Below are 22,026 nucleotides of genomic sequence, written 5' to 3'. Positions count from 1 at the left end.
GCCCCCAGCATCTTAAAAAAATGTTAACGGTTGATCGTTCAAGTCGACAATCACGGATTTGGTTTCAAGGTATGCATCCAAAGCGTTAGGTCCGAGTTCCCGTCCTAAACCACTTTGCTTAAATCCTCCAAATGGAGCGGTAGGGGTCAAAACCTGATAAGTGTTTACCCAAATCGTACCTGACTGGATTTCCTGCGCCAGTCTGAGCCCACGCTTTAAATCCTTTGTCCAAACGGCAGCCGCCAGGCCATAAATCGTATTGTTCGCCATTTCAATCACATCTTCTTCATTTTCAAACGAGAGGACAGCCCCCACCGGCCCGAAGATTTCCTCCCGGGCAATCCGCATATCAGGTTTCACATCGGCAAATATGGTTGGCTTAATGAAGTACCCTTCTTGCCTATCGCTTTTGCCTCCGGTAACCATTTTGGCCCCTTCCCGTAAACCGATTTCAATATATTCATTGACCTTTTCAAATTGTGCGTGACTTACGACTGGTCCTAAATCATTGGTTAGATCATCACCGGGCCCTACAGTCAGTCTTTGGGCATGATCAGCTATTTTCTTCACAAACGATTCATAAACGCTTTCCTGAACGAAGATCCTCGACCCTGCCTGGCATACCTGACCCGAATTTAAGAACAAGCCGAACAATGCACTTTTTGCAGCCTGCTCGATGTCTGCATCGGCAAAAATAATATTTGGCGATTTACCGCCAAGTTCAAGAGTAACCCGCTTAATGTAGGGGGCGGCTGCGGCAAGTATTTTTCGGCCCGTAGCCGTCTCGCCTGTGAAAGCAATCTTCGGCACGTCCGGATGGCTGACAATCGCTTTTCCTGCTTCGTCGCCGCCCGGCAATACTTGGAGTACGCCATCAGGCACGCCGGCCTCCTGGCAAAGCTCTGCGAGTTTTAACGCGGTAAGCGGCGTTTCGGGTGCCGGTTTCAAAACCGCGCTGCACCCCGATGCGAGAGCTGGAGCGATCTTCCATGCCGGCATAAGCAGCGGCAGGTTCCACGGTGTAATAAGCCCCGCTACACCGAGCGGCTCCTTTACCGTATAGACGAAATGATTCGGCGGGGAACCAGTCGCCGAGAACGGCTGTGTTTGTCCAATCGGCTGCGCCACAAGAGAGGCCATATAGTCAAAGCACTCCACCACCATCGGGATTTCAACAAACAATGCCATATTGATAGGCATCCCATTTTCCCGCGTCATGATTTGGGCTATTTCCATTTGATTCTCTTGAATAAGCCTCGCAACCTGATGCAGGATCCGGCCTCTTTCAAGGGGAGTCATCCCCCGCCAGCGCTTGTCTGCAAACGCCTCTTTTGCACCCTGAACCGCCCGGTCTACATCTTCCACGCTTGCTTCACTTACTTCGGCAGTCGGCTTTCCGGTAGCGGGATTGTAAACGAAAAAGGTTTTTCCGGTATGGGATGAAACCCATTCCCCATTAATATAAAGCGAAGCCGTTTCGATATCAGGAGATATGATGGCCATTGTTTTTTCACTACCTTCACAAATATGATATTTTAACCATTTAGCGCAAAAAGGAAAACGCTTACATTTAACGATTTAGTTAAACAACTAATTCTTCACGGCCGATTCTTTTCAAATATTCACGGTACAACGGATACCATTGCTTGAGCTGCGGAACTACCTTTAACGATTTAGAAAGGGGGCCGGTGGCTTTCATTTGCTGGCGTGCCAACGCTTGCGTCAGGTCGACCTCTCCAAGCCAAAACCTGTGCCCGACATCTGAGGTCATTTCGAATGTGAGCTCTGGATTCAGCTCCTCAGCATCACCAAATACGACATCAATGCTTCCCCTGTCATTTTCAACCCAGGCCATTTTCGCTTCCGGATTATGATAAATATATTGAACAAGCGCATTGTGCTGATCAGATTTCTGATAAGAGGACATTATTGCCTTTGCCTGCTCTGTATCCTTTACTTCATTAAAAAAGCCCTCGTACACCTGATACATTTCCTCTGCCGATTGAAAAATCGCCATGCTGGATTCCTCCTTCAAATAGTTAAAATTCGACTACGCTTCGGGCCACTCTTCCTTCCTTTAAATCATCGAATGCTTCGTTTATCCCTTCCAACGAGGTGTATCTTTTCGATATCAGCTCATCCAGCTTGATTTTCTTCGCCATATACAAGTCAAGCACCTTTGGAATGTCTACGATCGGGTTGCTTTGGCCATACCAGGATCCGGTAATCGTCCTGCTCTGGGCCGGCAAGGAGAACGCGTTAATAGATATATCAACATGCGGCGGCGCTATCCCGACTACTACTGCAGTCCCGCCCTTCCCTAAACAGTTGTAGCTTTGCGCAATGGTACCTGGACTGCCGATAACCTCAAACGCATAATCGGCGCCCCTGCCATTCGTCAATTGAAGCACCTGATCAATGACATCAGTCTCCTTGGCATTCACCGTGTGCGTTGCCCCGAATAACCGCGCAGTTTCAAATTTGTTCGCAGTAATATCGACCGCGATAATCCGCCCCGCGCCGGCAAGCCGGGCACTTTGAATCACGTTTAAGCCAACTCCTCCTGCACCAATCACCACAACACTGCTTCCCGGAACAACCTTTGCTGTATTGACGACAGCTCCAAATCCGGTTAAAACACCACAGCCAACCAGGGAAGCCTGGGGAAACGGGATATCCTTATTAATCGGAATAACGCCGTTTTCAGGAACTACCGTAAATTCACTGAATGTGCCGGTCATGCTGAATTGGTAGATTTCTTCACCACTTTTGTGAAAACGAGTCGTCCCATCTGGCAGAGTTCCCGTTGCAGCTGTGGTTTGGGCTGTATCGCACATATCCTTCCGACCGATATGACAGTAATAGCACGTACCGCATTCCGGAATCCAATTTAAAACGACATGGTCTCCTTTTTTCACCCTTGTGACACCTGCACCGACCTCTTCTACAATACCTGCACCTTCGTGGCCGAGAACCATAGGTATCGGCAACGGCAAATCGGCGGTTACCACATGCAAATCACTATGGCAAATGCCTGCCGCTTTCATCTTCACGAGAACCTCGCCTTTTTTTGGACCCTGCAGTTCTAGATCCTCAACGGTTACCTGTTGGCCGTAATCCTTTAAAACGGCTGCTTTCAAAAATCCTCCTCCTCCTATCCATGAGCGCATATCCGTTCAAGTATTTTCAGGCATGCGTTGTAATGTTATTATAAGATTTAGAATTTTCAAAATAAATAACGTAAATAATCGGATTCCGTATACGACATTAGTCGGGATACTTAAAAAAGAAAGATTAAAAAAACCGACACTTTACGTTCTATTGTAACCGTTTTCAAATTCGTTATAGTTTAGCTATCAACATTATTTTGTAATGATGGAGGCGGTAAAATGAAAGGATTAAAAAATGTTCATGAACAATTCCAAACGTCAACAGACAAACTGTTAGACTGGAATCATCCGATGTATAAACTCTATGAAAAAGCGAAGAAGTTTGGCGGATGGAACCCAAAGGATATTGATTTTTCGGTTGACAAGGAGAGCATTAAGAATTGTACCCCGAAAGAAAGGAAAATGGTGGGACAGCTGGTCGGTCTGTTTGGGGCCGGGGAAGAAGCAGTAACGCTGGACTTCCTGCCAGTGCTTTATACAATGGCTAACGAAGGCCGACTTGAGGACACGATCTATCTGACGACTTTTCTATATGAAGAAGCGAAGCATACCGAATTTTTTGCGCGATGGCGTCAAGAGGTCGGGATGCTGGAGGATCTATCGCAGCATCACTCCGACAATTATAAGAAAATCTTCTATGAAAAGCTTCCTCAGGCAATGAACGCCCTTTATACCGATAACTCACCCGAAGCACAAATCAGGGCATTAACGACCTACCATATGGTCGTGGAAGGGATGCTTGCCGAATCAGGCTATCATTCTTTCCGGCTTGCCTTTCAGTCAACAGGGCTATTGCCTGGCATTATTGAGGGTATAGCTAATCTTGGGCGTGACGAAGGGCGCCATATCGGCTTTGGCACTTATACATTGCAAAGGCTAATTGCCGAGGATCCAAAGCTGTACGATGTGTTCACAGCGACGATGGACGATCTCCTTCCATATTCAATCGGGTTGATCAACGACACAATTGCCATCACTGAAGGAGAAGAAGTTTATGGCATCGACTGGTCGATCATGACGGATTACGCCATCAAACAGTACAATGCACGCGAAGCGGCCATTGCCAGGGCGAAGAAGCAGTTTGACGCCTATTCCGAAATTGAGGAGGAAGCTGTAGCCACTGAATAACTGAAACCAATAGAAGCAGGGGGGTCCCCCCTGCTTCTATTGGTTTATTTAAAAGAAAAGCTTACACGCTTTTCCTGTTCATTCCATTCCAAATAGGCATCAAACGTTTTATCCGCCTTCTTAAATCCTTTAATTAAATCGGATTTCCCGTTATCAAGGATTTTTTTCGCGTTTGTTAAAGAAATCTGTTTGCCTAGCATTTTTTTGGACATTGTAAAATTGCACTTTGTTTTGTTATAGTTCGAGCACCCGTAGAATTTCCCCTTGTCGATGACTGTGCCCTCGCATAATTTGCACTTGCCCACCGATTTCCCTGCAGAATATTTTGAATTGGTTCTTTGTATCGACTCGGTGTCCAGCCCTTCGAATTTCCATTCTCCCGATGTCTCTGTCGCGTCTTCAATGATTTTAGCCGAGAGTTTCTTTACTTGTTCCATAAATTCGGAGGCGGAGGCTTTCCCTTCACCGATTTCCCTAAGTCTCTGCTCCCATTTGGCCGTCATTTCAGGAGAGGCGAGAATTTTATCGCCGATCGCTGAAATCAATACCTTCCCTTTGTCGGTTGCAAAGACCTGGTTCTTATTCACTTCAATATATTTTCGGTCCTTTAACATGGTAATGATCCCGGCCCGGGTTGCTTCTGTTCCAAGCCCTTCTGTCTTCATCAGTACTTTTTCCAGCTCTTCATTATCGAGGTGCTTACCGGCTGTTTTCATTAAAGTAATTAATTGCCCTTCTGTATAACGTTTCGGGGGTTGCGTTTTTCCTTCTTTCACTTTTACTTTGACTACTTTTCCCTCTTCACCTTCAGCAATGATCGGTAGAATGACATCATCATCTTTATCGGCTTGAAAAATGACCTTCCGCCAGCCTTCCTGGATTTGCTGCTTTCCTTTCGAGACAAACTCCGCCCGCTGGTCGACAAGCGTTTTAATGGTTGTATAGTCAAAAATCGCTTGATTATAATGCGCGGCGATGAGTCTCCTGACTACTAAATCGTATATTTTCCTTTCGTCAGCCGAAAGCTTGTCCGGATCTTTCACCTGTTCAGTCGGAATGATCGCATAGTGATCGGTCACTTTCTTCTCATTGACGTACCGTTTGTTATCAATAATCGAAGGGGCTGGTACAGGAAACAACTCTTTATATTCGGGAAGATTGCTTAATTTCTGGAGAATGTCTGGAAACGTTTCGGCCTCTCCTTTTGTTACATAGTTCGAATCGGATCTTGGATAAGAGACGATTCCTTTTTGATACAAGCCCTGTAATACATCCAATGTTTTTTTCGGTGAAAACTTAAAGATTTTATTGGCTGTTGCTTGCAAAGCCGAAAGATTAAACAGCAAAGGCGGCTGGAATTCTTTTCGTTCCGTTTGCATTTCATCCACAATCGCCGGTTTATTCTGGCAAAAAGCTGCTATTTTAGTTGCTGTTTCTTCGTCCTTAACGCGAGATTCATTGTCTTTCTGCCATTTGCCTTCGTATTTCTTCCCCTGAATATCAAAATTGGCCAATACCTCCCAAAACGGCTCTGACTTGAAGTTTTCAATCTCTTTTTCACGTTTCACAATTAACGCGAGTGTTGGTGTCTGGACACGGCCTGCCGAAAAAACATCCGACATCCCTTTCTGTTTTAAAAGAATGCTATAAACTCTGGATGCGTTCATGCCAACAACCCAATCAGCACAAGCTCTCGTATACGCCTCAAAAAACAAATTCTTTGTTTCCTGTTCATCTAATAAGTTTTTGAAACCATCATAAATAGACTTCGGAGTTAACGACGAAATCCAAAGGCGTTTCATTGGCTTTTTCACCCCGGTCAAATTGACGATATTCCTGACAATCAATTCGCCTTCCCGCCCGGCATCACCAGCGTGAATGATTTCAGTTACTTCCGGCTTCTTAATTAGCGACCGTACAAGATTGAATTGTTTGGCCTTGGAGCGTGTCACTTCGTATTGAAACCGCTCCGGAATGATCGGCAGTGTGCCAAGCGACCATTTCTTCCATTCAGGACGATAGGTTTCCGGGGAGACAAGCTGACACAAATGGCCAACCGCCCAGGTTACATAAGCACCTTTTTGAAAAAGCTCGTTCGGAAGGATCTCTATATATCCCTGTTGTTTCTTCGTTTTGAATTGTGAAGAAAGAGCAGCCCCCTGATCCGGCTTTTCCGCGATTATTAGCTTCATAGTTTTCACCTGATTCATTTTTGATACATTCATTATACCTGTTTAGATTGTGGGAAAACATACCTAGTTTTTTTATGCAAAAAGAGAGCCACTTTCCTAAAAGGAAAAGCGACTCTCTATATGTTCATATTTTTATGCTGTTTCTGATTCTAGATTCATCGAAGGTCCAAAGAATTCATAATGAATTTGACTATCTGAGATTCCAAGCTTTTTCAGGATACCGACGATGGCCCGCAGGAATGGAACCGGTCCGCATACATAGTAATCGGCATGGGGGTCCGTTTCTATTCTCCCCTTCAGCCATTCAGCATCCATATAGCCCTGCTTGCTGAAGTATTCGTCCTGGAGATCTTCTTCTGCAGGTTGTTCATAAACAAATGACAGCTCATAGTTAGTCAATTTATTGTTTAATGCTTTCAATTCCTCTTTGAAAGCTTGAAGCTTTCCGTTTCGTGAGGCGTGGATAAACTGTACCTTTCGTCCCGGCTGTTTTTCAGAGATGGCGCAAGACATGCTCATGAATGGTGTAATGCCGACTCCGCCACTGATAAATACAGCAGGTGTTTTCTTTTCCATGTCGAGAACAAAATCTCCTGCTGGAACGGTAACTTCGATCACATCACCAGGATTAATATGATCATGCAGGTAGTTTGAAACCCTCCCATCCGGTTCATTGCCTTCCGCTTCCCTCTTTACGGAAATTCGGAAATATTCTTTGCCGGGCGCAACAGACAAGCTGTACTGACGGTTAAATAAATATTCTTCTCCAGGGATTTGCAAGCGGACCGTAATGTACTGACCCGGTTCAAACGTCGGAACTTGAGAACCGTCAGCCGGTTTTAAATAGAATGAAGTAATGACTTCGCTTTCCTTCACTTTATCGATGATTTTAAAATCTTTATAATCCGCCCACCCGTTCGTTTGGATGGCGGCTTCCTCATACATTTCTTTTTCAATATCGATGAATACTTGTGCAATCACCCCGTATGCTTCCGCCCACGCATCGATGATCTCATCTGTCGCAGCATCTCCGAGCACTTCCTTGATTGCCTTTAGAAGGTATTCACCTACAATCGGATAATGCTCCGGTTTAATCGCCAGGCTCCGGTGTTTATGGGCAATTTGCTTCACTACCGGAATGATCGTTTCAAGCTTGTCAATATATGTAGCTGCGGCCAGTACCGTGTTAGCAAGAGCTGTTTGCTGACGTCCTCTCTTTTGGTTGGCATGGTTAAAGATGTTTAATAATTCCGGGTGGTTTTCAAACATCGTTTTGTAAAATACGGTTGTAATTTCCGTACCCTTTACTTCCAATTCAGGTACAGTAGATTTAATAATATCAATGGTTTTCGGGGATAACATGGAACGATCCCTTCCTCTCTAAATAAGTAATATTTAAAATACATGTTTATCATAGTGCTAACCTGATTAATAAGCAATATCATAAATACATCTTTTAGCTGTAAAAAACGAAACGTTTAAGAAATGTTCACAATTATGATAAGATGAAGGCAGAAAGAGATTGCGAGGTAACATACATGCGTTTAACCACTTATTCAGATTACTCAATCAGAGTATTATTATATCTTGCCACATTAGAGCAAGGGAAACTTTCCAACATTAAAGAAATTGCTGTCGCTTACGATATTTCAAAAAATCATCTTATGAAGATTATTTATAATTTAGGGAAAATGGGCTATATTGAAACGATTCGCGGACGGAATGGAGGCATCCGCCTCGCAAAACAGCCATCCGAGATTAACATCGGGGAAATTGTCCGGAAAACGGAAGAAGATTTCTATCTTGTGGAGTGTTTCGGCAATAACCATGACAATTGTGTCATCGCACCGGTATGCTCGCTAAAGCATGTGTTGAATAAAGCGCTTGATACATTCCTGCAGGTGCTTGATCAATATACATTGGAAGACATCACTCATAACAAAGTCTTGTTTCGTGAATATTTCGAAGCCAAACAGCAGGCCAATAAAGAAGACTCGCTGACTAGCGAGCCTTTTGAGAAGAAAACAGAATGGTAGTTGCACATGTGTAGCAGATACTCTCCAATTTGCCGAATTAAAGTCCGATTTCATTATAATCGGTCTTTTTTTTATTTTCACACCGGTTAATTTGTTTTTGGGTTACCCGCAAGTTTATGCCCGATGTCTTTCAGTTTTTCCCCCACTGTGCATTGTGATATACAAAATTTATGCGCGTGGTTCCTGCCTTTTTCTTTTCTTAACGTGCTGTACAGAAAACAGTCCTTACAGTAATCCTCGAGGACTGCTTCCACTTCTGAGTATATGACTTTTCGATTCATCAATGTATGGCTCCCTCTTATTTTTCATTTAAGTTTAGCTTGCTAAGTATTTCTTCCCCTTTTAAAGCCTGGGTTGCCAGCTTATCTGCTTCACTATTATCTTTCCTTGGAATGGGTTCGTATATGGGTTTAATGCCAAGAGCCCCGACTTTTTGTTCGATACGATCAAGCCACCTGTTCAAATTTTCTTCAAAGCAAGGCCATTCCCCGGATAACTGATTTAGGACCACTTGTGAATCGCCCCTAAAAATACAGGATTGATGGTGGACGCCTAGTTCTTGAAGCTGTCTGATTGCCTCAAACATGGCCGCATATTCAGCTTCATTATTGGAGTCAAGTTCTCTGAGAACCGCATTCATCCTGATACGCCAATTCTGATTGCCCTGGGTATAATAGATGACTACCCCGATCCCGGTCAACCCATCTTCTTTTTGGTAACCACCGTCAAAATATACGGTCACATTACTTGGGTCATCTTTAATTTCGGTCAATAGCTTAATCAATTCTTTTTTTGTCCAGGACGTGCCGATTTCATCTTGAAATTCAACATCTTTCATGCGGCCTGCTTTTTCCAGGTCATCTGTTATTATAAGGGCTTTTGGGGCATCGAGCCAGTCAGAAGTAAAATCCGCGGCAGGCTTTTTCGGGCTGCCATATGTCCATCGCATAATCACTTTCATTGCATTCATCCTTATGATATCTAGTTTTGGTTATTTTAGAATATGTTTTCGTTTTTTACAATTCCCTAATTTTTTGTTTTGCAATCTGCCCTTGGCTTGCTATTATATAAAATAATGTGTTTTTCCTTAACTAAGTTGTTCGTAAGGGGTCTTTTTATGATTGAAGTATATACCGATGGTGCGAGCGCGGGCAATCCAGGTCCGAGCGGTGCCGGCATTTTCATTAAAAATAGCGGGTCGGTCGAACGGTTTTCGATTCCGCTTGGAATGATGGAAAACCATGAAGCAGAATACCATGCCGTCATCAAAGGACTGGAGTACTGTTTGGAAAAGGGGTATACTACCGTCTCCTTCCGCACGGATTCTCAGTTGATCAGCCAGGCATTTGAAAAAGAATTCGTGAAGAATAAACGCTATTCGCCGCTTTTAGATAAAGCTCTTGAATTGTCCAGCCAACTGGACTTGTTTTTTATGAAATGGATTCCGAGCAGCGAAAATAAATCAGCCGATGAATTGGCGAGAAGGGCAATCCGCTTGAATGAGGGTACAGAGGAATGAGAAATTCATCACTGTCTGATTCAACGTTATTATTCGTCGTTTTTATTTGGGGAGCAACCTTTGTAATGGTGCAAAACGCCATTTCTTCCCTCGAGCCTTTCAGCTTTAACGCGGTTCGTTTTTTTGCAGCTTTTTTACTGCTTGTCATTTGGTACCTTTTATTTTCTAGAAACAGAAGAACAAATTGGGATAAGGGATTATTGGTTTCGGGGGTGAAGCTCGGGATCTGGCTTTTCCTCGGATATGCGTTCCAAACCTTTGGATTGCTGTCCACAACCCCATCAAAAGCCGGATTCATTACCGGATTGAGCGTCGTACTCGTGCCTTTATTTTCGATGATGCTTTTAAAGAAGAAACCATCCAGAAACGCGTTGCTCGGTGTTCTCGCTGCAACGATAGGATTGTATTTGATGACGGTAGTCGAGAGTTCTTCTTTATCTTCCGGGGATTTCCTCGTCTTTTTATGCGCGATTAGTTTCGCCATGCAAATCATAATGACAGCGAAGTTTGCCGGAAATTATCCAGCGCTGCCTTTGACGATTGTCCAAATTTTCACCGTCGCGCTTCTTTCATTTATGTTCGCAATGGTTTTCGAAGATTTATCGATCGTTTTAAACTCGGAAGTAATGTTCAGAAGAGATGTATGGACCGCTTTATTGGTTACCAGCTCTCTAGCCACGGCATTCGCGTTTTTGGCCCAGACTTATTTTCAGGCATATACCTCTCCGACAAGAGTGGCGGTCATTTTCGCGATGGAACCTGTATTTGCAGCATTGACCTCCTATTTTTGGATCGGAGAAAAGCTAACGTACGTGACAATTATCGGATGCCTGTTTATTTTCATGGGAATGATCCTGGCAGAACTCCCTCAAAAATCTAAAGCAGCTGCGGATATATGAAAAACGGCAGAAATTTTCTGCCGTTTTTTCAGATACGCAGACCACGTTCCTTCGCAAATAACTCTGCATCAGACCGGGTATGTATTTCGCTTTGCTTTAACGCTTCAAGCAAAGATATATAAAAGCTTCCGTCAAAATTCTTCTGTGCTTTAAGAGTCATCTCAATCGCCATATTGACGAGAAAGTCATCAGCGTTTGTGTAATGTTTACCGAAAAAGATAAATTCGATAGCACCCTCCCCGAACGAAAAACCTTTAGATTCAAGGTTGCTAATGTACTCTTCTACTGTTTTTTCCACAGGATCCCTCCACCTGCCTCATTACCATTTTCCTCCTACATATTACCTTATAAATTCTCTTTTGACCATACATTTTTCGACAAAAGTTGCCATTATACACTTGCTTGAATTTGTAAAGATTAAGAATAGGAGGTGTTTTTAATGAGCAAAAACAGAAACAGGGGTGCAGATGCATTCAGCGGAGTGAATCCCCAAGGCTATTCCACTGGGACAGAGCGTGCAAGGGATCCAAAAAGCAGGCTTGAAAACGCTGCAAAAAAAGCAAATAAAAAATAGAAGAAAAAAACCGCTCTCCGGTGATAACCGGGAAGCGGTTGGTTGCTTATATGATCATTCTCTGCAGAGCCTTGAATTCGTGGTCCAATGCCATTTGTTTAACCTTTTCCCTGTCATAGCTGTACAATGAATCTTCTAATGAACAAGAAACAGGCACATCACATTTAATTTCCGCGAGCTTTCTTGATAAATGAAGCATATCGACCGCTTCTTCAATTTTTGCACGTTGTGTTTTTGTTAACGCTTGGACATTTTCAAGAATGCCTTCAATGCTTTTATATTCGATGAGCAGCTTTAAGGCGGTTTTTTCGCCAATTCCCTTCACTCCCGGATAATTATCTGAAGGATCACCCATAAGCGCCTTCAAATCAATCATCTGCCTTGGCGTGATGCCCTTCCATTCGAAAAAGCTTTCGGTGTTATGGACCTCGTAATTACCATAGCCCTTCTTTAAAAGCACCACCGAAATGTTATCCTCCAGAAGCTGAAGCATATCCTGGTCTCCGGTGAGGATGTATACCTGGCTATGGGACATAGATGCTTTTGCTAAAGTGCCAATGCAATCATCCGCTTCGAATCCCTCAAGCCCAATATTGGGTATATCAAAGGCTTCAACGGCCCTCTTTACAAGTTCAAACTGTGGAATCATCTCTACCGGAGGCGTGGAACGGTTTGCCTTGTAATCCCCAAACAGTTCATTACGGAAGGTTTTGCTTCCCATATCCCAGCATACCGCTACATGCGTTGGTGAGAAATGCTCTACCGCAGTCAACATATGCTTTAAAAAACCTTGTACGGCATTCGTTGGAACGCCTTTGGAATTTATCATAAACTGGCCCGTAACAGCCGTTGCGTAAAACGCCCTGAATAAAAGGGCCATTCCATCTACGAGCATGAATGTCGGCAGTTCTCTTTCGTTATCATTCAAAGTGATCACCTCATAAAAATTTACCTTATACTCCACTAATGATAAGGATTGCATTTTACTATTATACCATAATGCGTACATTTTTTTGTTCCGGGATCGACGTTTATTGCCTGAATTTCAGTTTTGTTACCAGTCCTCATTTTCGTTGCCAGAAATTTGATTTGGTTGCCGTTTTTCCCGTTTTATTGCCGGAACACGGACTTTCGTTGCCAGAATTTCTGTTTTGTTGCCAGTCCTCATTTTTGTTGCCGGAATTTTGATTTTGTTGCCGCTTTTCCTGTTTTATTGCCAGAAAACAGACTTTCGTTGCCGGAATTTCTGTTTTGTTGCCAGTCCTCATTTTTGTTGCCGCTTTTCCCGGTTTGTTGCCGCTCTTTCCTGTTTCGATGCCAGAACATGACTTTCGTTGCCAAAATTTCCGTTTTGTTTCCAGTCTCAAAATTTCGCAGCCAAAATTCTGATTTTGAGTGGTTCTAGATTTCAATAAAGACCCATTATAAATGGATTTGTTCAATTTCCCTCAATATTTCTTCATAATGAGGAATATCAATGATTTCTTCTAACGCAGAACGCAGTCCGCTGTAAATTTCGTCCAGCTCGGAACCGTACTCTTGTTGCAGCTTCAATAATCCATCATCCAAGAGTAAGGAATAAAGTTCATATATCCGGGACTGTTGGGAAGTGGTATAGCTTTCGGCCGGCTGTTCCAACCTTATTTGTAAGGCATCGCTCATCCTCGCCTTTTCATTTTTCTCAAAAAAGGCATTTGTATTTTTGAAAAAGGCCAGCTCTTTCTTGAAGTTCTGTACATTCAGTTCCTCAAATGCCGGTTTGAAATCTATCGTTTCTGCTTTTATCATTTCATATTCCCTTAATGAAAGGCTCTGGCGGATTTGTTTAAACATAGTATCCACTGCTGCCTGTTTTTCCTTTAACAGCCTGGCGACAAACAGCTCGCTTCGCAAAGCGGTTGCGCGCATTTCCTGGGATAAATCAAAGCCGAGCGAAGTGATCAGCTCTTTTAATGATGTTTGCAGCGTAGCCTTGATGTCCCGACCGTCATCCTTTATGACTGCTGGGTTGAAGGACTCCTTGAAAAAGTCGCCAAATCTTAAGAATACCCGCTGCTTGCTGTAAAACGCCAGCTCCTCGGTCTCCTTGTGCAGCCTTTGTTTGTCTGTATCCCCATTCAATTCCTGCAGGATTTCTTTAAGCTCCGCCAATTCCTGTTCCAATCCCGCCAAGGCTTGCTTTTTCGCTTGTTCATCCTGTTTGGAAGCGTCAATGACATCTCCCAGCAGCTGCTCAGCCCGGATGATCGTTCCCTTTGAAGATTCTATCGCAAGCATGGTTAAGTCATGCTCGATAAACGCATCAAACTGCGATTGGAATTGTTCCATCCCGCTGTCCGGAAGAAAATGATGTGAAAAAGATCCATCCTCCGTCTTTTCGGCGAGCGCTCCCTTGCTTGACAAAGGAAACAGTTTCGGGAACCTGATCCCGAATCCATTTAGCTGACCTTTCACATAATCCGTTACTTCTTCCAGCTCATCGTTTGTTTCGGCAAGATCGACCGCGTTGATGATAAAAAACATTTTATCCATGGCGAAAGAATCCTTTACGCGGCCAAGCTGGATCAAAAACTCTCTGTCTGCCTTTGAAAAAAGGATGGTTATAGTAAGTCACAAACAGGATTGCGTCAGCGTTTTTAATATATTCAAACGCGGCACCGGTATGGCGGGCATTGATTGAATCTGCTCCCGGCGTATCAACCAGAACCATTCCCTGCTTCGTCAGATCACAATCGAAATAAAGTTCGATTAAATCGACAAAGCATGATTTTGATTCTTCCGCGGCAAAGCTTCTAAATCCAGCCATATCCACCAAAAGCTTCGTTCCGAGCCTCTCCTGATAATCCCGCAAGCCTTGATAAAAAGCTTTGATAAACGAGAGATGGGTTTTGCCCTTTTCCTCTGCATCGGTTCTGTCAATCAGCTCCCCAGTCAGTTTGTAAGCCTCATCCAGCGTATTTGCGGTAAGGTCATAGGATGACAGGGCGAGCGATATGTCCTCAAGGAGCATTTCGGCACTTTTCAGCGTCACGGTTGCGGTACCATGCGGGTGATCTGAGTTAGAAGCCATAATTTTATTGATCGCTGCTGTAGTAGGATTTGGTGAAACCGGCAACACGCTATCGCCCATCAGGGCATTAGCAAATGATGATTTACCGGCACTGAAAGCACCGAAAAGGGCAACAGTAAATGTTTGGGTCTCCAATCGTCCGGCTTTTTCTTTCAGTTCCCTGTATAATGTTTGGAAGCCTCTTAAAGGCTGAATCAATTCGGATACTTTCGTTAATTCTCCTGCCGTTTGTTGCAGTTTATCTTTTCCGCGGAAAGCTTCCGTTCCGTCATTGGTGTCTGGTACAATATGTGGTACCAGCTCTACTTGCTCCACATTATTATTTGATAACCTCTCCGGTTCGAACTCATCGGTATGTCTGATGATGACGTCTTCTTCCTCGTTCAGCCATTGTTTCACCAGTTGTTCCGGATTTGGATTGCTTATAGAAATCTCGTTAAGCGCCAACAAAGCTTCCTTTCTTTTTTCCAGGTTATCTTTCATCGTCCTGATCGATTCAAAAGCGGATTGATAACGCTCATAGCTTTTTAATTCTTTTTCAATGTAGCTGACCTTCTCATCGGCTTCCTTTTTCAAGTAGCCGTACAGCGACTGAACAAAGCTGTCGGCTGCATTCCTCGCTTCTTTTTTAATCGAAGCAGCGAGCTCGTTCGTATAATTCAAGACGTATTCGCCGGTAATATTCACCTGTTGCTTTAAAGGATTCTCAATCGTTGTTTGCGAAACGGACACTTCGATTTCCTGGACTGCTTTTTCAAGACCGCTGTCATGAACCCCGGCCTCGCTTAATGTTTTGACTGCCAGCTCCTTCAGATGCCATTCAAGCTGGGTCCTGACTTTTTCCTGGAGATCGGAAAGAAACGCTTGCTGCCTTCTCTCTCGTTCTTCCTCTGTTTTTTTCTTCGAGAAAAGCAATCCTACCTTAAATTCAGGCTGGCTGGCCTCTAAGTATTCCTTTGCCAAATCCCTCGTTTGCGCAGGCATAATATAAGCATTCTTCAGCGTCGATTCAAGTCCGCCTTTAAACACTTCCTGCGTGCTGTCTGCCTGGGAAGCAATCCGGTCCTTTTCCTGATTCAGCGAAAAAATCCGTTCGGTGATTTGATCCCGTTCCTCCACTTGCAGCTCAGCTAGCACTTCCAAATTCGCAGCGTTCTCTTCTTCCCATTTACCCTTTAAACGGTGAAGATGGTTTTCGACAAGCCTTCCGGCAGAATCAAATATCGACTCAAAACTGTCATCCTGGCCGGTTTCTCCTTGCTTAAAAATGAATTCCTTCACCTGTTCGATTTGATTTTGGTTATTTTGCAGCTCTCTTAATGACGTAAAGAAAAAACCGTTCGGGTACACACTCCAATTGGCAAAGGCATCTACGACCGAGTTCTTGAATTCTGCAAAGCCAAGTTCTGTGTCATCATGCTTATCGATCTGGTTGATGATCAAATACACCTGCTTGCCTGCGTCCTGTAGTTCTTTGGTAAAATGAAAATTAACTTCTGACTGAACATGATTATAGTCCATCACATAGAAAATGATGTCAGCCAGATGAAGCGCTGACTCAGTTGAAACCCTGTGGGCGTCATCTGTCGAGTCAATCCCGGGAGTATCCATGACCACGCATGTTTCAGGAAGCGGAAATTCACTTGAGCTTATCGTGATGGAAGATATACTGTCGCCGTCTTTCGCAAATTGCTTTACGGCTTTGTAATCATACGGTGCAGGAAAAAGCACCGGTTTATCTTGATAATAGTAGACCTTGGCATAATTGCCTCCACGCTTTAGCTTAACCGTATTCGCACTTGTCGGAATTGGGCTGGAAGGCAACACCTGCTCCCCAAGCAAATAATTGATCATACTTGATTTCCCGGCAGAAAAATGGCCGCAAAAAGCAATGGTATATTCCTGTTTATATAGTTTAATAATCAGCTGTTTTATTTTTTCGGCATTCTCGAAATCCTCCGCAGTTTCGAAAGTTTCATAGAGTGCGAGTAAATGCTCGAGATCCCGCGCTTGCTTTGTCGTTTGTTGCACCATACGTCAAGTCCCCTTAGTTTGAGAGTCATGTTTATAATCATATATTGTAAACGATTTCTGTTTCCATTCCTATACATTGATATGCAAAAAATGAATAAAGAAAACTCGTCGATTGACGTGCCTGGTAAGGCGAAGGCGTAGTTGTACTTATGCGGAAAAGAAAGGCATACTCTTATTTCTGACAAAAAAAATAACCAGGCGCTTTACCTGGTTGTATGGGCGGGTATGAATTTTTTTTGGTTTTTTTCTGAAATAAACGCAGGGTTGCTAGTGGCTTTTACTGGCCGTTGAACGTTATTTAGTACGTATTTCATTAAAAATAAATATGTAACAACAGTTAAAAGAACAAATAACCAAACCATGCCGAGCACCATCCTTTTATATTGTGGTTGCTGTCCAAATGAGAATAATTTTCATCTTCATTTAGATAATATCATGAGTGATAATCATTTTCAATAAGTATCTTGAATTTTCTTTAAACATTTTTCTTCTTTACGAAAATCTTTTCGTACTCTGTCAGACTTTTTAATGCTCGTTCTTCTTCAGGGATCCGGACAGTCATCATCCACGCATTTAGCAGCGAAAACAAAATTCCGGTCATATAGGCATTGAACAGCAAAGAAATAACCACAATCTCGATCGCAACGATAAGGTAGTTCGGATGTTTAAAGTATTTGTAAGGCCCGTTTTCCGTTACCTCCGCCCCGGGCAAAACGATGATTTTCGTATTCCAGTACCTTCCAAGGGAAGCGATGACCCAAACTCTCCCAGCCTGGGCTGCTAAAAACAGCGTCAGCCAAATTGGCCAATAAGATGAGGCACTCTTGTCCATTAATGTGACTTCCAGAATCAAACTGCTTAAAAAACAGATATGCATCATGACCATCCAGGGATAGTGGGACTTGCCGAATTCAGTTGCTCCCTGCTTTTTCATCCAGCTTTCGTTCTTCCGGGCGATGACCAGCTCCACAACCCTCTGTACACAAATGAAAATAATAAAGAAATAGAATGCCATTATTCCCACCTCATTAACAGAAGCTCCGATGAGAACCCGGGACCTAATGCGGCCGCAAGACCTAACTCCCCGCGGACTGTTTGCTCGAGCATAAACTGTTCCAGCACATACAAAATGGTCGCAGACGACATATTTCCGTATTCCTTCAGGATATCAAGCGATTTTTCAGTCATTTCAGCATCAAAACCCAGTGCTTCCTCATAGGCTTCAATCACTTTTTTTCCGCCGGGATGGGCAATGAATCTGTCAAGTTCGCGAAAGGAAATCTGGTTTTGCCGTAAAAATGCTTCCACATTCGGTTTCAGCCAATTTTTGATAATGGTAGGTATATCTTTGGAAAAAACGACGAATAAACCTTCATTCTTAACGTCCCAGCCCATAACTTCAAGGGAATCCGGCATCAGTGTCGATTGGGTAGCCAATATGTTGGGAATGCAAGATAATTTGCTCATATTCTGTCTATCGACCTCATCGCCGGATACAAGGGCACAGCTGATACCATCTGAAAACAGGGATGTACCAATCAAATTGCTTTTTGACGTGTCGTTTTTTTGAAAAGTTAAACTGCAAAGCTCAACACAAAGAACGAGCACCTTTGCTTTCGGAAATGCTTTGCAATACTCAAAGGCACGCGAAAGGCCTGCAGCCCCGCCAGCGCAGCCGAGCCCCCAGATTGGGATTCTTTTTACATGTTGATGGAACTGAAGCATATTCATAATTCTTGCATCGATCGAGGGAGTTGCCAACCCGGTACTCGAGATATATATAAAGGCATCGACCTCTGATGGTTCTATCTTTTGATTTAGAAACTGCTGATTATCAAGGCATCTCTTAATCGCCAAGGCACCAAATTCGGTCGCCTGTTCAATATATTTTCGATTTTTTTCTTCAAAAGAATGCTCTGCCTTAAACCATTCAATGTCAGTTGATAAATAGCGGTTTTGAACCTGGCCGTTTGAAAAAGCTCGAAGTAATCTGTCGATATCCTTGAAGGAAGACCCGAACATCTCCCTGGCAAATTCCCTCGCAGATTCTTGGGATAGTCGATATGGAAGGTCGATGTGAGCGGCTGAAAGAATATAAGGCATTAAATCCACACCTTTTGTATTTTTTCATATAGTATACCCTGTACCGCTCCCATCTAAGCTTGCCTGTTTTCGGTTGTCTTCCACCATTATTTTAGCAACGACCGAATATCTTCCAGGATTTGTTCCCGATCCATAGGTTTTGATGTATTCGCCATATCATACGTAGCACGAATCTGATTTTTTTCATCGACCAAATACATGGTTGTATTATGGACGGTTACATTATTTTCTATTTTCTTGTAAATCATTTGGAATTCGTTTGCTACCTGTTTCGTTTCTTCCGGTGTAGCTCTTAGCCATTTCCATCCGCTCAGGTCGGCGTTGAAAGCGTCAGCGTATTTTTGAATGACCTTTTCATCATCGAATTCCGGGTCAAGTGTAATTGAAATCAGTACTGCTTCTGACGCGAAGATATTTTCATCTTTAAGTTGTTCCTGCAGTTTAGTCAGGTCATCCATTGTCATAGGGCATATATCCGGACAGTTTGTATAAAAAAACGAAACAAGCTTGATTTTCCCTTTATCAAACCGGTAATTGCCGTCATGCACATTGGACATTTCAAACTCGGATACACTTTTCAAAACCGGTAATTCTTCTTGCTTTGGAAATAACCAATATATTAAAAGTCCGAGTAATAGGAGCATCGATAAAAGGAATGCTATCTTTTTCAGGCTAAGCTCTCCTCCTTTCAATTATCAATATATGAAAAGGTAAACATTTCGAAACAATGCTCTATATCCTCAAGTTTCTGGATAACCGCTTATAACACGAGAGCCATTCCACTGACCAGGATAATCGTGACAATCAAAATCTTCATCGCTTTTTGAGGAACTTTCAAACTTAGTTTACTGCCGATAACTGCTCCGGGAATCGAGCCGCATAGAAGATTGCCTACTAATAAATAATCAATATGCCCAAGCCTCGCCATAAGAAGCCCGGAAACCAAAACAAGGAAGAAGGCATGAGTAATGTCTGTACCGACCAGCTCAGAAGATTTCACATTATAAAAATATAAAATTAGCAATGCAAACAGACTGCCTGAACCAATTGAGGTTATCCCGACAATTCCTCCTATGATTACTCCAGCCATAATAGTGAAGAATCGTTTATCTTTTAATGTTTTCGTTTTCCAACGATTATTGGGATCAGGAATGAAAATAAATTGAAGGAGTGAAATCGAAGATACCGTAATCAACACAATTCCGATCATTAGTACAATCAATTCTTCATCATAACCCTCTGAAAAAAGAGAATAGAATACGATATTTGCTCCAATGGCTGCTGGCAGACTTCCTATTGCTAAATATTTAACAAGCTGAAAGTTAACTGTTTTCTGTCTGATGTGCTGGATGGCTCCAAATAATTTTGTGATTGTATTGTAAGCAAAGTCCGTACCAATGGCGACAACCGGATTTATCCCCCATAAAACCAAAATTGGTGTGAGCAATGCAGCTCCCCCCACCCCTGTCATCCCAACCAAACATCCAACTAATAAACCCATCAGAACTATTTCAATACTCATATTGCCTGCACCTCAACCGAGTTATTTTGGATACTCCTGTATCAAATCACTCTATACTATATGCACTCGATGAGGATTAGGGTTTGGACATTTTTCAAGTACTGATTTAATACAATGAATCTTCTAATTTTCTTAAGAAAATATGTAATTTCCGCTTAGATAAGGGTTATTGCCCGAACAACCAAGGACAAAGCTTACTATACTAATCATATCCAAAGGAAGGGAGAGAATGATTTTGGGTGAAAAGAACGATGAGTTAAAGCGAAAAAAACGGAAAAGGAAAAAGAGGAGGCAAAGGCAAAGAGAACAGGAAAACCGTAATAATGAAAGTAGCTTAGATAACGAAGGTTCTGAAGGCGGCAACAAGAGAAGAAAAAAAGATAACTCCGGTGAGGGGAATCGTCGAAAAAGAAGAAGAAATAATGATTCAAACCAGGATTCTTCATATGATGGCACCAGTGAGAACACGAACGAAAACAATAATGATCTAGAAAGTGACAGTACAGCAAACGCTGATAGCAATTCAGACGCCGATGCTGCTGCAGACAATCAGGCGGACGCCAGTGCAGACAGCGAATCTAACTCCGATTCTAATGCCGAGTCCGACAGCCGCGCGGATGCCAATGCGGACAGCGAATCTAATTCCGATTCTAATGCTGATGCCGACAGCGATTCTAACTCTGATTCTAATGCTGATGCAGAGAATGACGCCGACAACGATGCTAATGCTGACGCTGACGCTGAGAACGATGCTGACGCCAATGCGGATGCCGACAATGATGCCGATGCTAATGCTGACGCTGAGAACGATGCAGACGCCAATGCCGATGCAGACAATGATGCCGATGCTAATGCTGACGCTGACAACGACGCCGACGCTGATGCCGATGCCGATGCTGATGCTGACGCTGACAATGACGCCGATGCCGATGCTGACGCTGATGCCGATGCCGATGCTGACGCGGACAACGACGCCGATGCCGATGCTGACGCGGACAACGATGCCGATGCTGATGCCGACGCAGACAATGACGCAGACGCTGATGCCGATGCGGACAATGATGCCGATGCCGATGCCAATGCTGACGCTGACGCGGACAATGATGCCGATGCCGATGCCGATGCGGACGCTGACGCGGACAATGATGCCGATGCTGATGCTGACGCGGACAACGACGCCGATGCCGATGCTGACGCAGACAATGACGCTGATGCTGATGCGGACGCAGATAATGACGCCGACGCTGATGCCGATGCCGATGCTGACGCAGACGCAGACAACGACGCCGATGCTGATGCTGATGCTGATGCTGATGCTGACGCAGACAACGACGCCGATGCCGATGCCGATGCCGATGCTGACGCGGACAACGACGCCGATGCTGATGCCGATGCTGACGCCGACGCGGACAACGACGCCGATGCTGATGCCGACGCGGACAACGACGCTGATGCTGATGCCGACGCGGACAACGACGCCGATGCCGATGCTGACGCTGATGCCGACGCGGACAACGACGCCGATGCTGATGCTGACGCTGATGCCGACGCGGACAACGACGCCGATGCTGATGCCGATGCTGACGCCGACGCTGATGCCGACGCGGACAATGACGCCGATGCTGATGCCGATGCGGACAACGATGCTGACGCAGACGCTGATGCCGACGCGGACAATGACGCCGATGCTGATGCCGATGCCGACGCGGACAATGACGCCGATGCCGATGCCGATGCGGACAACGATGCTGACGCAGACGCTGATGCCGACGCGGACAA

The 22,026-nt window shown here is 44.0% G+C and carries 21 protein-coding genes and 1 pseudogene; 6 read left to right on the top strand and 16 right to left on the bottom strand.

From position 1 onward, the window contains the following. Window positions 1–12: 12 nt before the first annotated feature. From D0463_RS14740 to D0463_RS14730, 3 genes are all read right to left on the bottom strand, one after another. Complete coding sequence (locus tag D0463_RS14740) at window positions 13–1,497, bottom strand: aldehyde dehydrogenase family protein (protein ID WP_483295746.1); 1,485 nt, start codon at window positions 1,495–1,497, stop codon at window positions 13–15. Between the two features lie 85 nt (window positions 1,498–1,582). Next, entirely contained in the window at window positions 1,583–2,017 is a 435-nt protein-coding gene (locus tag D0463_RS14735; protein ID WP_117308148.1) for a hypothetical protein, read from the bottom strand. 22 nt (window positions 2,018–2,039) lie between these two features. Then, window positions 2,040–3,140: a Zn-dependent alcohol dehydrogenase gene (locus tag D0463_RS14730; protein WP_254052818.1), complete on the bottom strand. Its 1,101-nt coding sequence runs from the start codon at window positions 3,138–3,140 to the stop codon at window positions 2,040–2,042. Between the two features lie 249 nt (window positions 3,141–3,389). Here D0463_RS14730 and D0463_RS14725 point away from each other — a divergent pair, with 249 nt between their 5' ends. Continuing rightward, window positions 3,390–4,298, top strand: coding sequence for a R2-like ligand-binding oxidase (locus D0463_RS14725; RefSeq protein WP_117308146.1), 909 nt, complete (start codon window positions 3,390–3,392; stop codon window positions 4,296–4,298). A 44-nt stretch (window positions 4,299–4,342) separates the two neighbouring features. Here the strand turns inward: D0463_RS14725 and D0463_RS14720 are convergent, their stop codons facing one another. Both D0463_RS14720 and hmpA read right to left on the bottom strand, forming a co-directional pair. Further along, complete coding sequence (locus tag D0463_RS14720; RefSeq protein WP_117308145.1) at window positions 4,343–6,490, bottom strand: DNA topoisomerase III; 2,148 nt, start codon at window positions 6,488–6,490, stop codon at window positions 4,343–4,345. Between the two features lie 132 nt (window positions 6,491–6,622). Beyond that, window positions 6,623–7,852, bottom strand: a complete 1,230-nt coding sequence (gene hmpA, locus D0463_RS14715; RefSeq protein ID WP_117308144.1) for an NO-inducible flavohemoprotein — start codon at window positions 7,850–7,852, stop codon at window positions 6,623–6,625. Between the two features lie 176 nt (window positions 7,853–8,028). On the opposite strand from hmpA, the gene D0463_RS14710 reads away from it, so the two are divergent. After that, the gene (locus D0463_RS14710) at window positions 8,029–8,526 is read left to right on the top strand and encodes an RrF2 family transcriptional regulator (protein WP_117308143.1); all 498 of its coding nucleotides are present in this window, start codon (window positions 8,029–8,031) and stop codon (window positions 8,524–8,526) included. Between the two features lie 86 nt (window positions 8,527–8,612). Here D0463_RS14710 and D0463_RS14705 read toward each other — a convergent pair whose 3' ends face one another. Further along, window positions 8,613–8,807 (bottom strand): zinc-finger domain-containing protein, encoded by a 195-nt coding sequence (locus D0463_RS14705; protein WP_117308142.1) that lies wholly within the window; start codon window positions 8,805–8,807, stop codon window positions 8,613–8,615. A gap of 17 nt (window positions 8,808–8,824) precedes the next feature. Beyond that, a complete protein-coding gene (locus tag D0463_RS14700; protein ID WP_117308141.1) occupies window positions 8,825–9,487 on the bottom strand; it encodes a ribonuclease H family protein in 663 nt (220 codons plus the stop codon). A gap of 156 nt (window positions 9,488–9,643) precedes the next feature. On the opposite strand from D0463_RS14700, the gene D0463_RS14695 reads away from it, so the two are divergent. Then, window positions 9,644–10,045 (top strand): reverse transcriptase-like protein, encoded by a 402-nt coding sequence (locus D0463_RS14695; RefSeq protein ID WP_117308140.1) that lies wholly within the window; start codon window positions 9,644–9,646, stop codon window positions 10,043–10,045. Continuing rightward, window positions 10,042–10,944 carry a DMT family transporter gene (locus tag D0463_RS14690; RefSeq protein ID WP_117308139.1) on the top strand — a complete coding sequence of 301 codons (903 nt, stop codon included), beginning with the start codon at window positions 10,042–10,044 and terminating at the stop codon, window positions 10,942–10,944. Before D0463_RS14695 ends, D0463_RS14690 begins: the two co-directional genes overlap by 4 nt. Before the next feature lie 28 nt (window positions 10,945–10,972). On the opposite strand, the gene D0463_RS14685 is transcribed toward D0463_RS14690, so the two are convergent. After that, the gene (locus tag D0463_RS14685; RefSeq protein ID WP_117308138.1) at window positions 10,973–11,242 is read right to left on the bottom strand and encodes a DUF6123 family protein; all 270 of its coding nucleotides are present in this window, start codon (window positions 11,240–11,242) and stop codon (window positions 10,973–10,975) included. Window positions 11,243–11,383: 141 nt separating this feature from the next. Between D0463_RS14685 and D0463_RS14680 the strand changes: the two genes are divergently transcribed. Next, entirely contained in the window at window positions 11,384–11,518 is a 135-nt protein-coding gene (locus tag D0463_RS14680; protein ID WP_117308137.1) for a small, acid-soluble spore protein L, read from the top strand. 46 nt (window positions 11,519–11,564) lie between these two features. Here D0463_RS14680 and D0463_RS14675 read toward each other — a convergent pair whose 3' ends face one another. The 8 genes from D0463_RS14675 to D0463_RS14640 all read right to left on the bottom strand — a co-directional run bounded on the left by D0463_RS14675 (window position 11,565) and on the right by D0463_RS14640 (window position 20,247). Further along, on the bottom strand, window positions 11,565–12,413 hold the full coding sequence (locus D0463_RS14675; RefSeq protein WP_216824906.1) for a 5'-3' exonuclease: 849 nt from the start codon (window positions 12,411–12,413) through the stop codon (window positions 11,565–11,567). A gap of 169 nt (window positions 12,414–12,582) precedes the next feature. Continuing rightward, complete coding sequence (locus D0463_RS14670; RefSeq protein ID WP_133299577.1) at window positions 12,583–12,885, bottom strand: hypothetical protein; 303 nt, start codon at window positions 12,883–12,885, stop codon at window positions 12,583–12,585. A 55-nt stretch (window positions 12,886–12,940) separates the two neighbouring features. Further along, on the bottom strand, window positions 12,941–14,050 hold the full coding sequence (locus tag D0463_RS14665; protein ID WP_117308134.1) for a P-loop NTPase family protein: 1,110 nt from the start codon (window positions 14,048–14,050) through the stop codon (window positions 12,941–12,943). Continuing rightward, the gene (locus D0463_RS14660) at window positions 14,043–16,622 is read right to left on the bottom strand and encodes a dynamin family protein (protein WP_117308133.1); all 2,580 of its coding nucleotides are present in this window, start codon (window positions 16,620–16,622) and stop codon (window positions 14,043–14,045) included. Before D0463_RS14660 ends, D0463_RS14665 begins: the two co-directional genes overlap by 8 nt. 475 nt (window positions 16,623–17,097) lie before the next feature. Continuing rightward, entirely contained in the window at window positions 17,098–17,637 is a 540-nt protein-coding gene (locus D0463_RS14655; RefSeq protein WP_117308132.1) for an isoprenylcysteine carboxyl methyltransferase family protein, read from the bottom strand. Next, window positions 17,637–18,725 (bottom strand): type III polyketide synthase, encoded by a 1,089-nt coding sequence (locus D0463_RS14650; protein ID WP_117308131.1) that lies wholly within the window; start codon window positions 18,723–18,725, stop codon window positions 17,637–17,639. The genes D0463_RS14655 and D0463_RS14650 overlap by 1 nt, the downstream gene beginning before the upstream one ends. 86 nt (window positions 18,726–18,811) lie before the next feature. Next, a complete protein-coding gene (locus D0463_RS14645) occupies window positions 18,812–19,306 on the bottom strand; it encodes an SCO family protein (RefSeq protein ID WP_254052817.1) in 495 nt (164 codons plus the stop codon). Window positions 19,307–19,485: 179 nt separating this feature from the next. Next, window positions 19,486–20,247, bottom strand: a complete 762-nt coding sequence (locus D0463_RS14640; RefSeq protein WP_117308129.1) for a sulfite exporter TauE/SafE family protein — start codon at window positions 20,245–20,247, stop codon at window positions 19,486–19,488. A gap of 229 nt (window positions 20,248–20,476) precedes the next feature. Between D0463_RS14640 and D0463_RS14635 the strand changes: the two are divergent. After that, a pseudogene (locus tag D0463_RS14635) lies at window positions 20,477–22,026 on the top strand (serine-rich repeat glycoprotein adhesin); the annotation flags it as partial.

The sequence above is a fragment of the Bacillus sp. V59.32b genome (assembly GCF_003429085.1).
In the GTDB taxonomy this organism is placed as follows: domain Bacteria; phylum Bacillota; class Bacilli; order Bacillales; family DSM-1321; genus Peribacillus.
Note: the sequence above shows the minus strand (reverse complement) of the source record. Positions and strands in the feature narration are given on the sequence as shown.

Bases quoted from the DNA above. Each gene is read 5' to 3' on its own strand.
- D0463_RS14735 (WP_117308148.1), bottom strand. From the start codon at position 2,017: ATGGCGATTTTTCAATCGGCAGAGGAAATGTATCAGGTGTACGAGGGC.
- D0463_RS14725 (WP_117308146.1), top strand. From the start codon at position 3,390: ATGAAAGGATTAAAAAATGTTCATGAACAATTCCAAACGTCAACAGAC.
- D0463_RS14720 (WP_117308145.1), bottom strand. From the start codon at position 6,490: ATGAAGCTAATAATCGCGGAAAAGCCGGATCAGGGGGCTGCTCTTTCT.
- hmpA (WP_117308144.1), bottom strand. From the start codon at position 7,852: ATGTTATCCCCGAAAACCATTGATATTATTAAATCTACTGTACCTGAA.
- D0463_RS14710 (WP_117308143.1), top strand. From the start codon at position 8,029: ATGCGTTTAACCACTTATTCAGATTACTCAATCAGAGTATTATTATAT.
- D0463_RS14705 (WP_117308142.1), bottom strand. From the start codon at position 8,807: ATGAATCGAAAAGTCATATACTCAGAAGTGGAAGCAGTCCTCGAGGAT.
- D0463_RS14700 (WP_117308141.1), bottom strand. From the start codon at position 9,487: ATGAAAGTGATTATGCGATGGACATATGGCAGCCCGAAAAAGCCTGCC.
- D0463_RS14695 (WP_117308140.1), top strand. From the start codon at position 9,644: ATGATTGAAGTATATACCGATGGTGCGAGCGCGGGCAATCCAGGTCCG.
- D0463_RS14690 (WP_117308139.1), top strand. From the start codon at position 10,042: ATGAGAAATTCATCACTGTCTGATTCAACGTTATTATTCGTCGTTTTT.
- D0463_RS14680 (WP_117308137.1), top strand. From the start codon at position 11,384: ATGAGCAAAAACAGAAACAGGGGTGCAGATGCATTCAGCGGAGTGAAT.
- D0463_RS14675 (WP_216824906.1), bottom strand. From the start codon at position 12,413: ATGCTCGTAGATGGAATGGCCCTTTTATTCAGGGCGTTTTACGCAACG.
- D0463_RS14665 (WP_117308134.1), bottom strand. From the start codon at position 14,050: ATGGATAAAATGTTTTTTATCATCAACGCGGTCGATCTTGCCGAAACA.
- D0463_RS14660 (WP_117308133.1), bottom strand. From the start codon at position 16,622: ATGGTGCAACAAACGACAAAGCAAGCGCGGGATCTCGAGCATTTACTC.
- D0463_RS14655 (WP_117308132.1), bottom strand. From the start codon at position 17,637: ATGGCATTCTATTTCTTTATTATTTTCATTTGTGTACAGAGGGTTGTG.
- D0463_RS14650 (WP_117308131.1), bottom strand. From the start codon at position 18,725: ATGCCTTATATTCTTTCAGCCGCTCACATCGACCTTCCATATCGACTA.
- D0463_RS14640 (WP_117308129.1), bottom strand. From the start codon at position 20,247: ATGAGTATTGAAATAGTTCTGATGGGTTTATTAGTTGGATGTTTGGTT.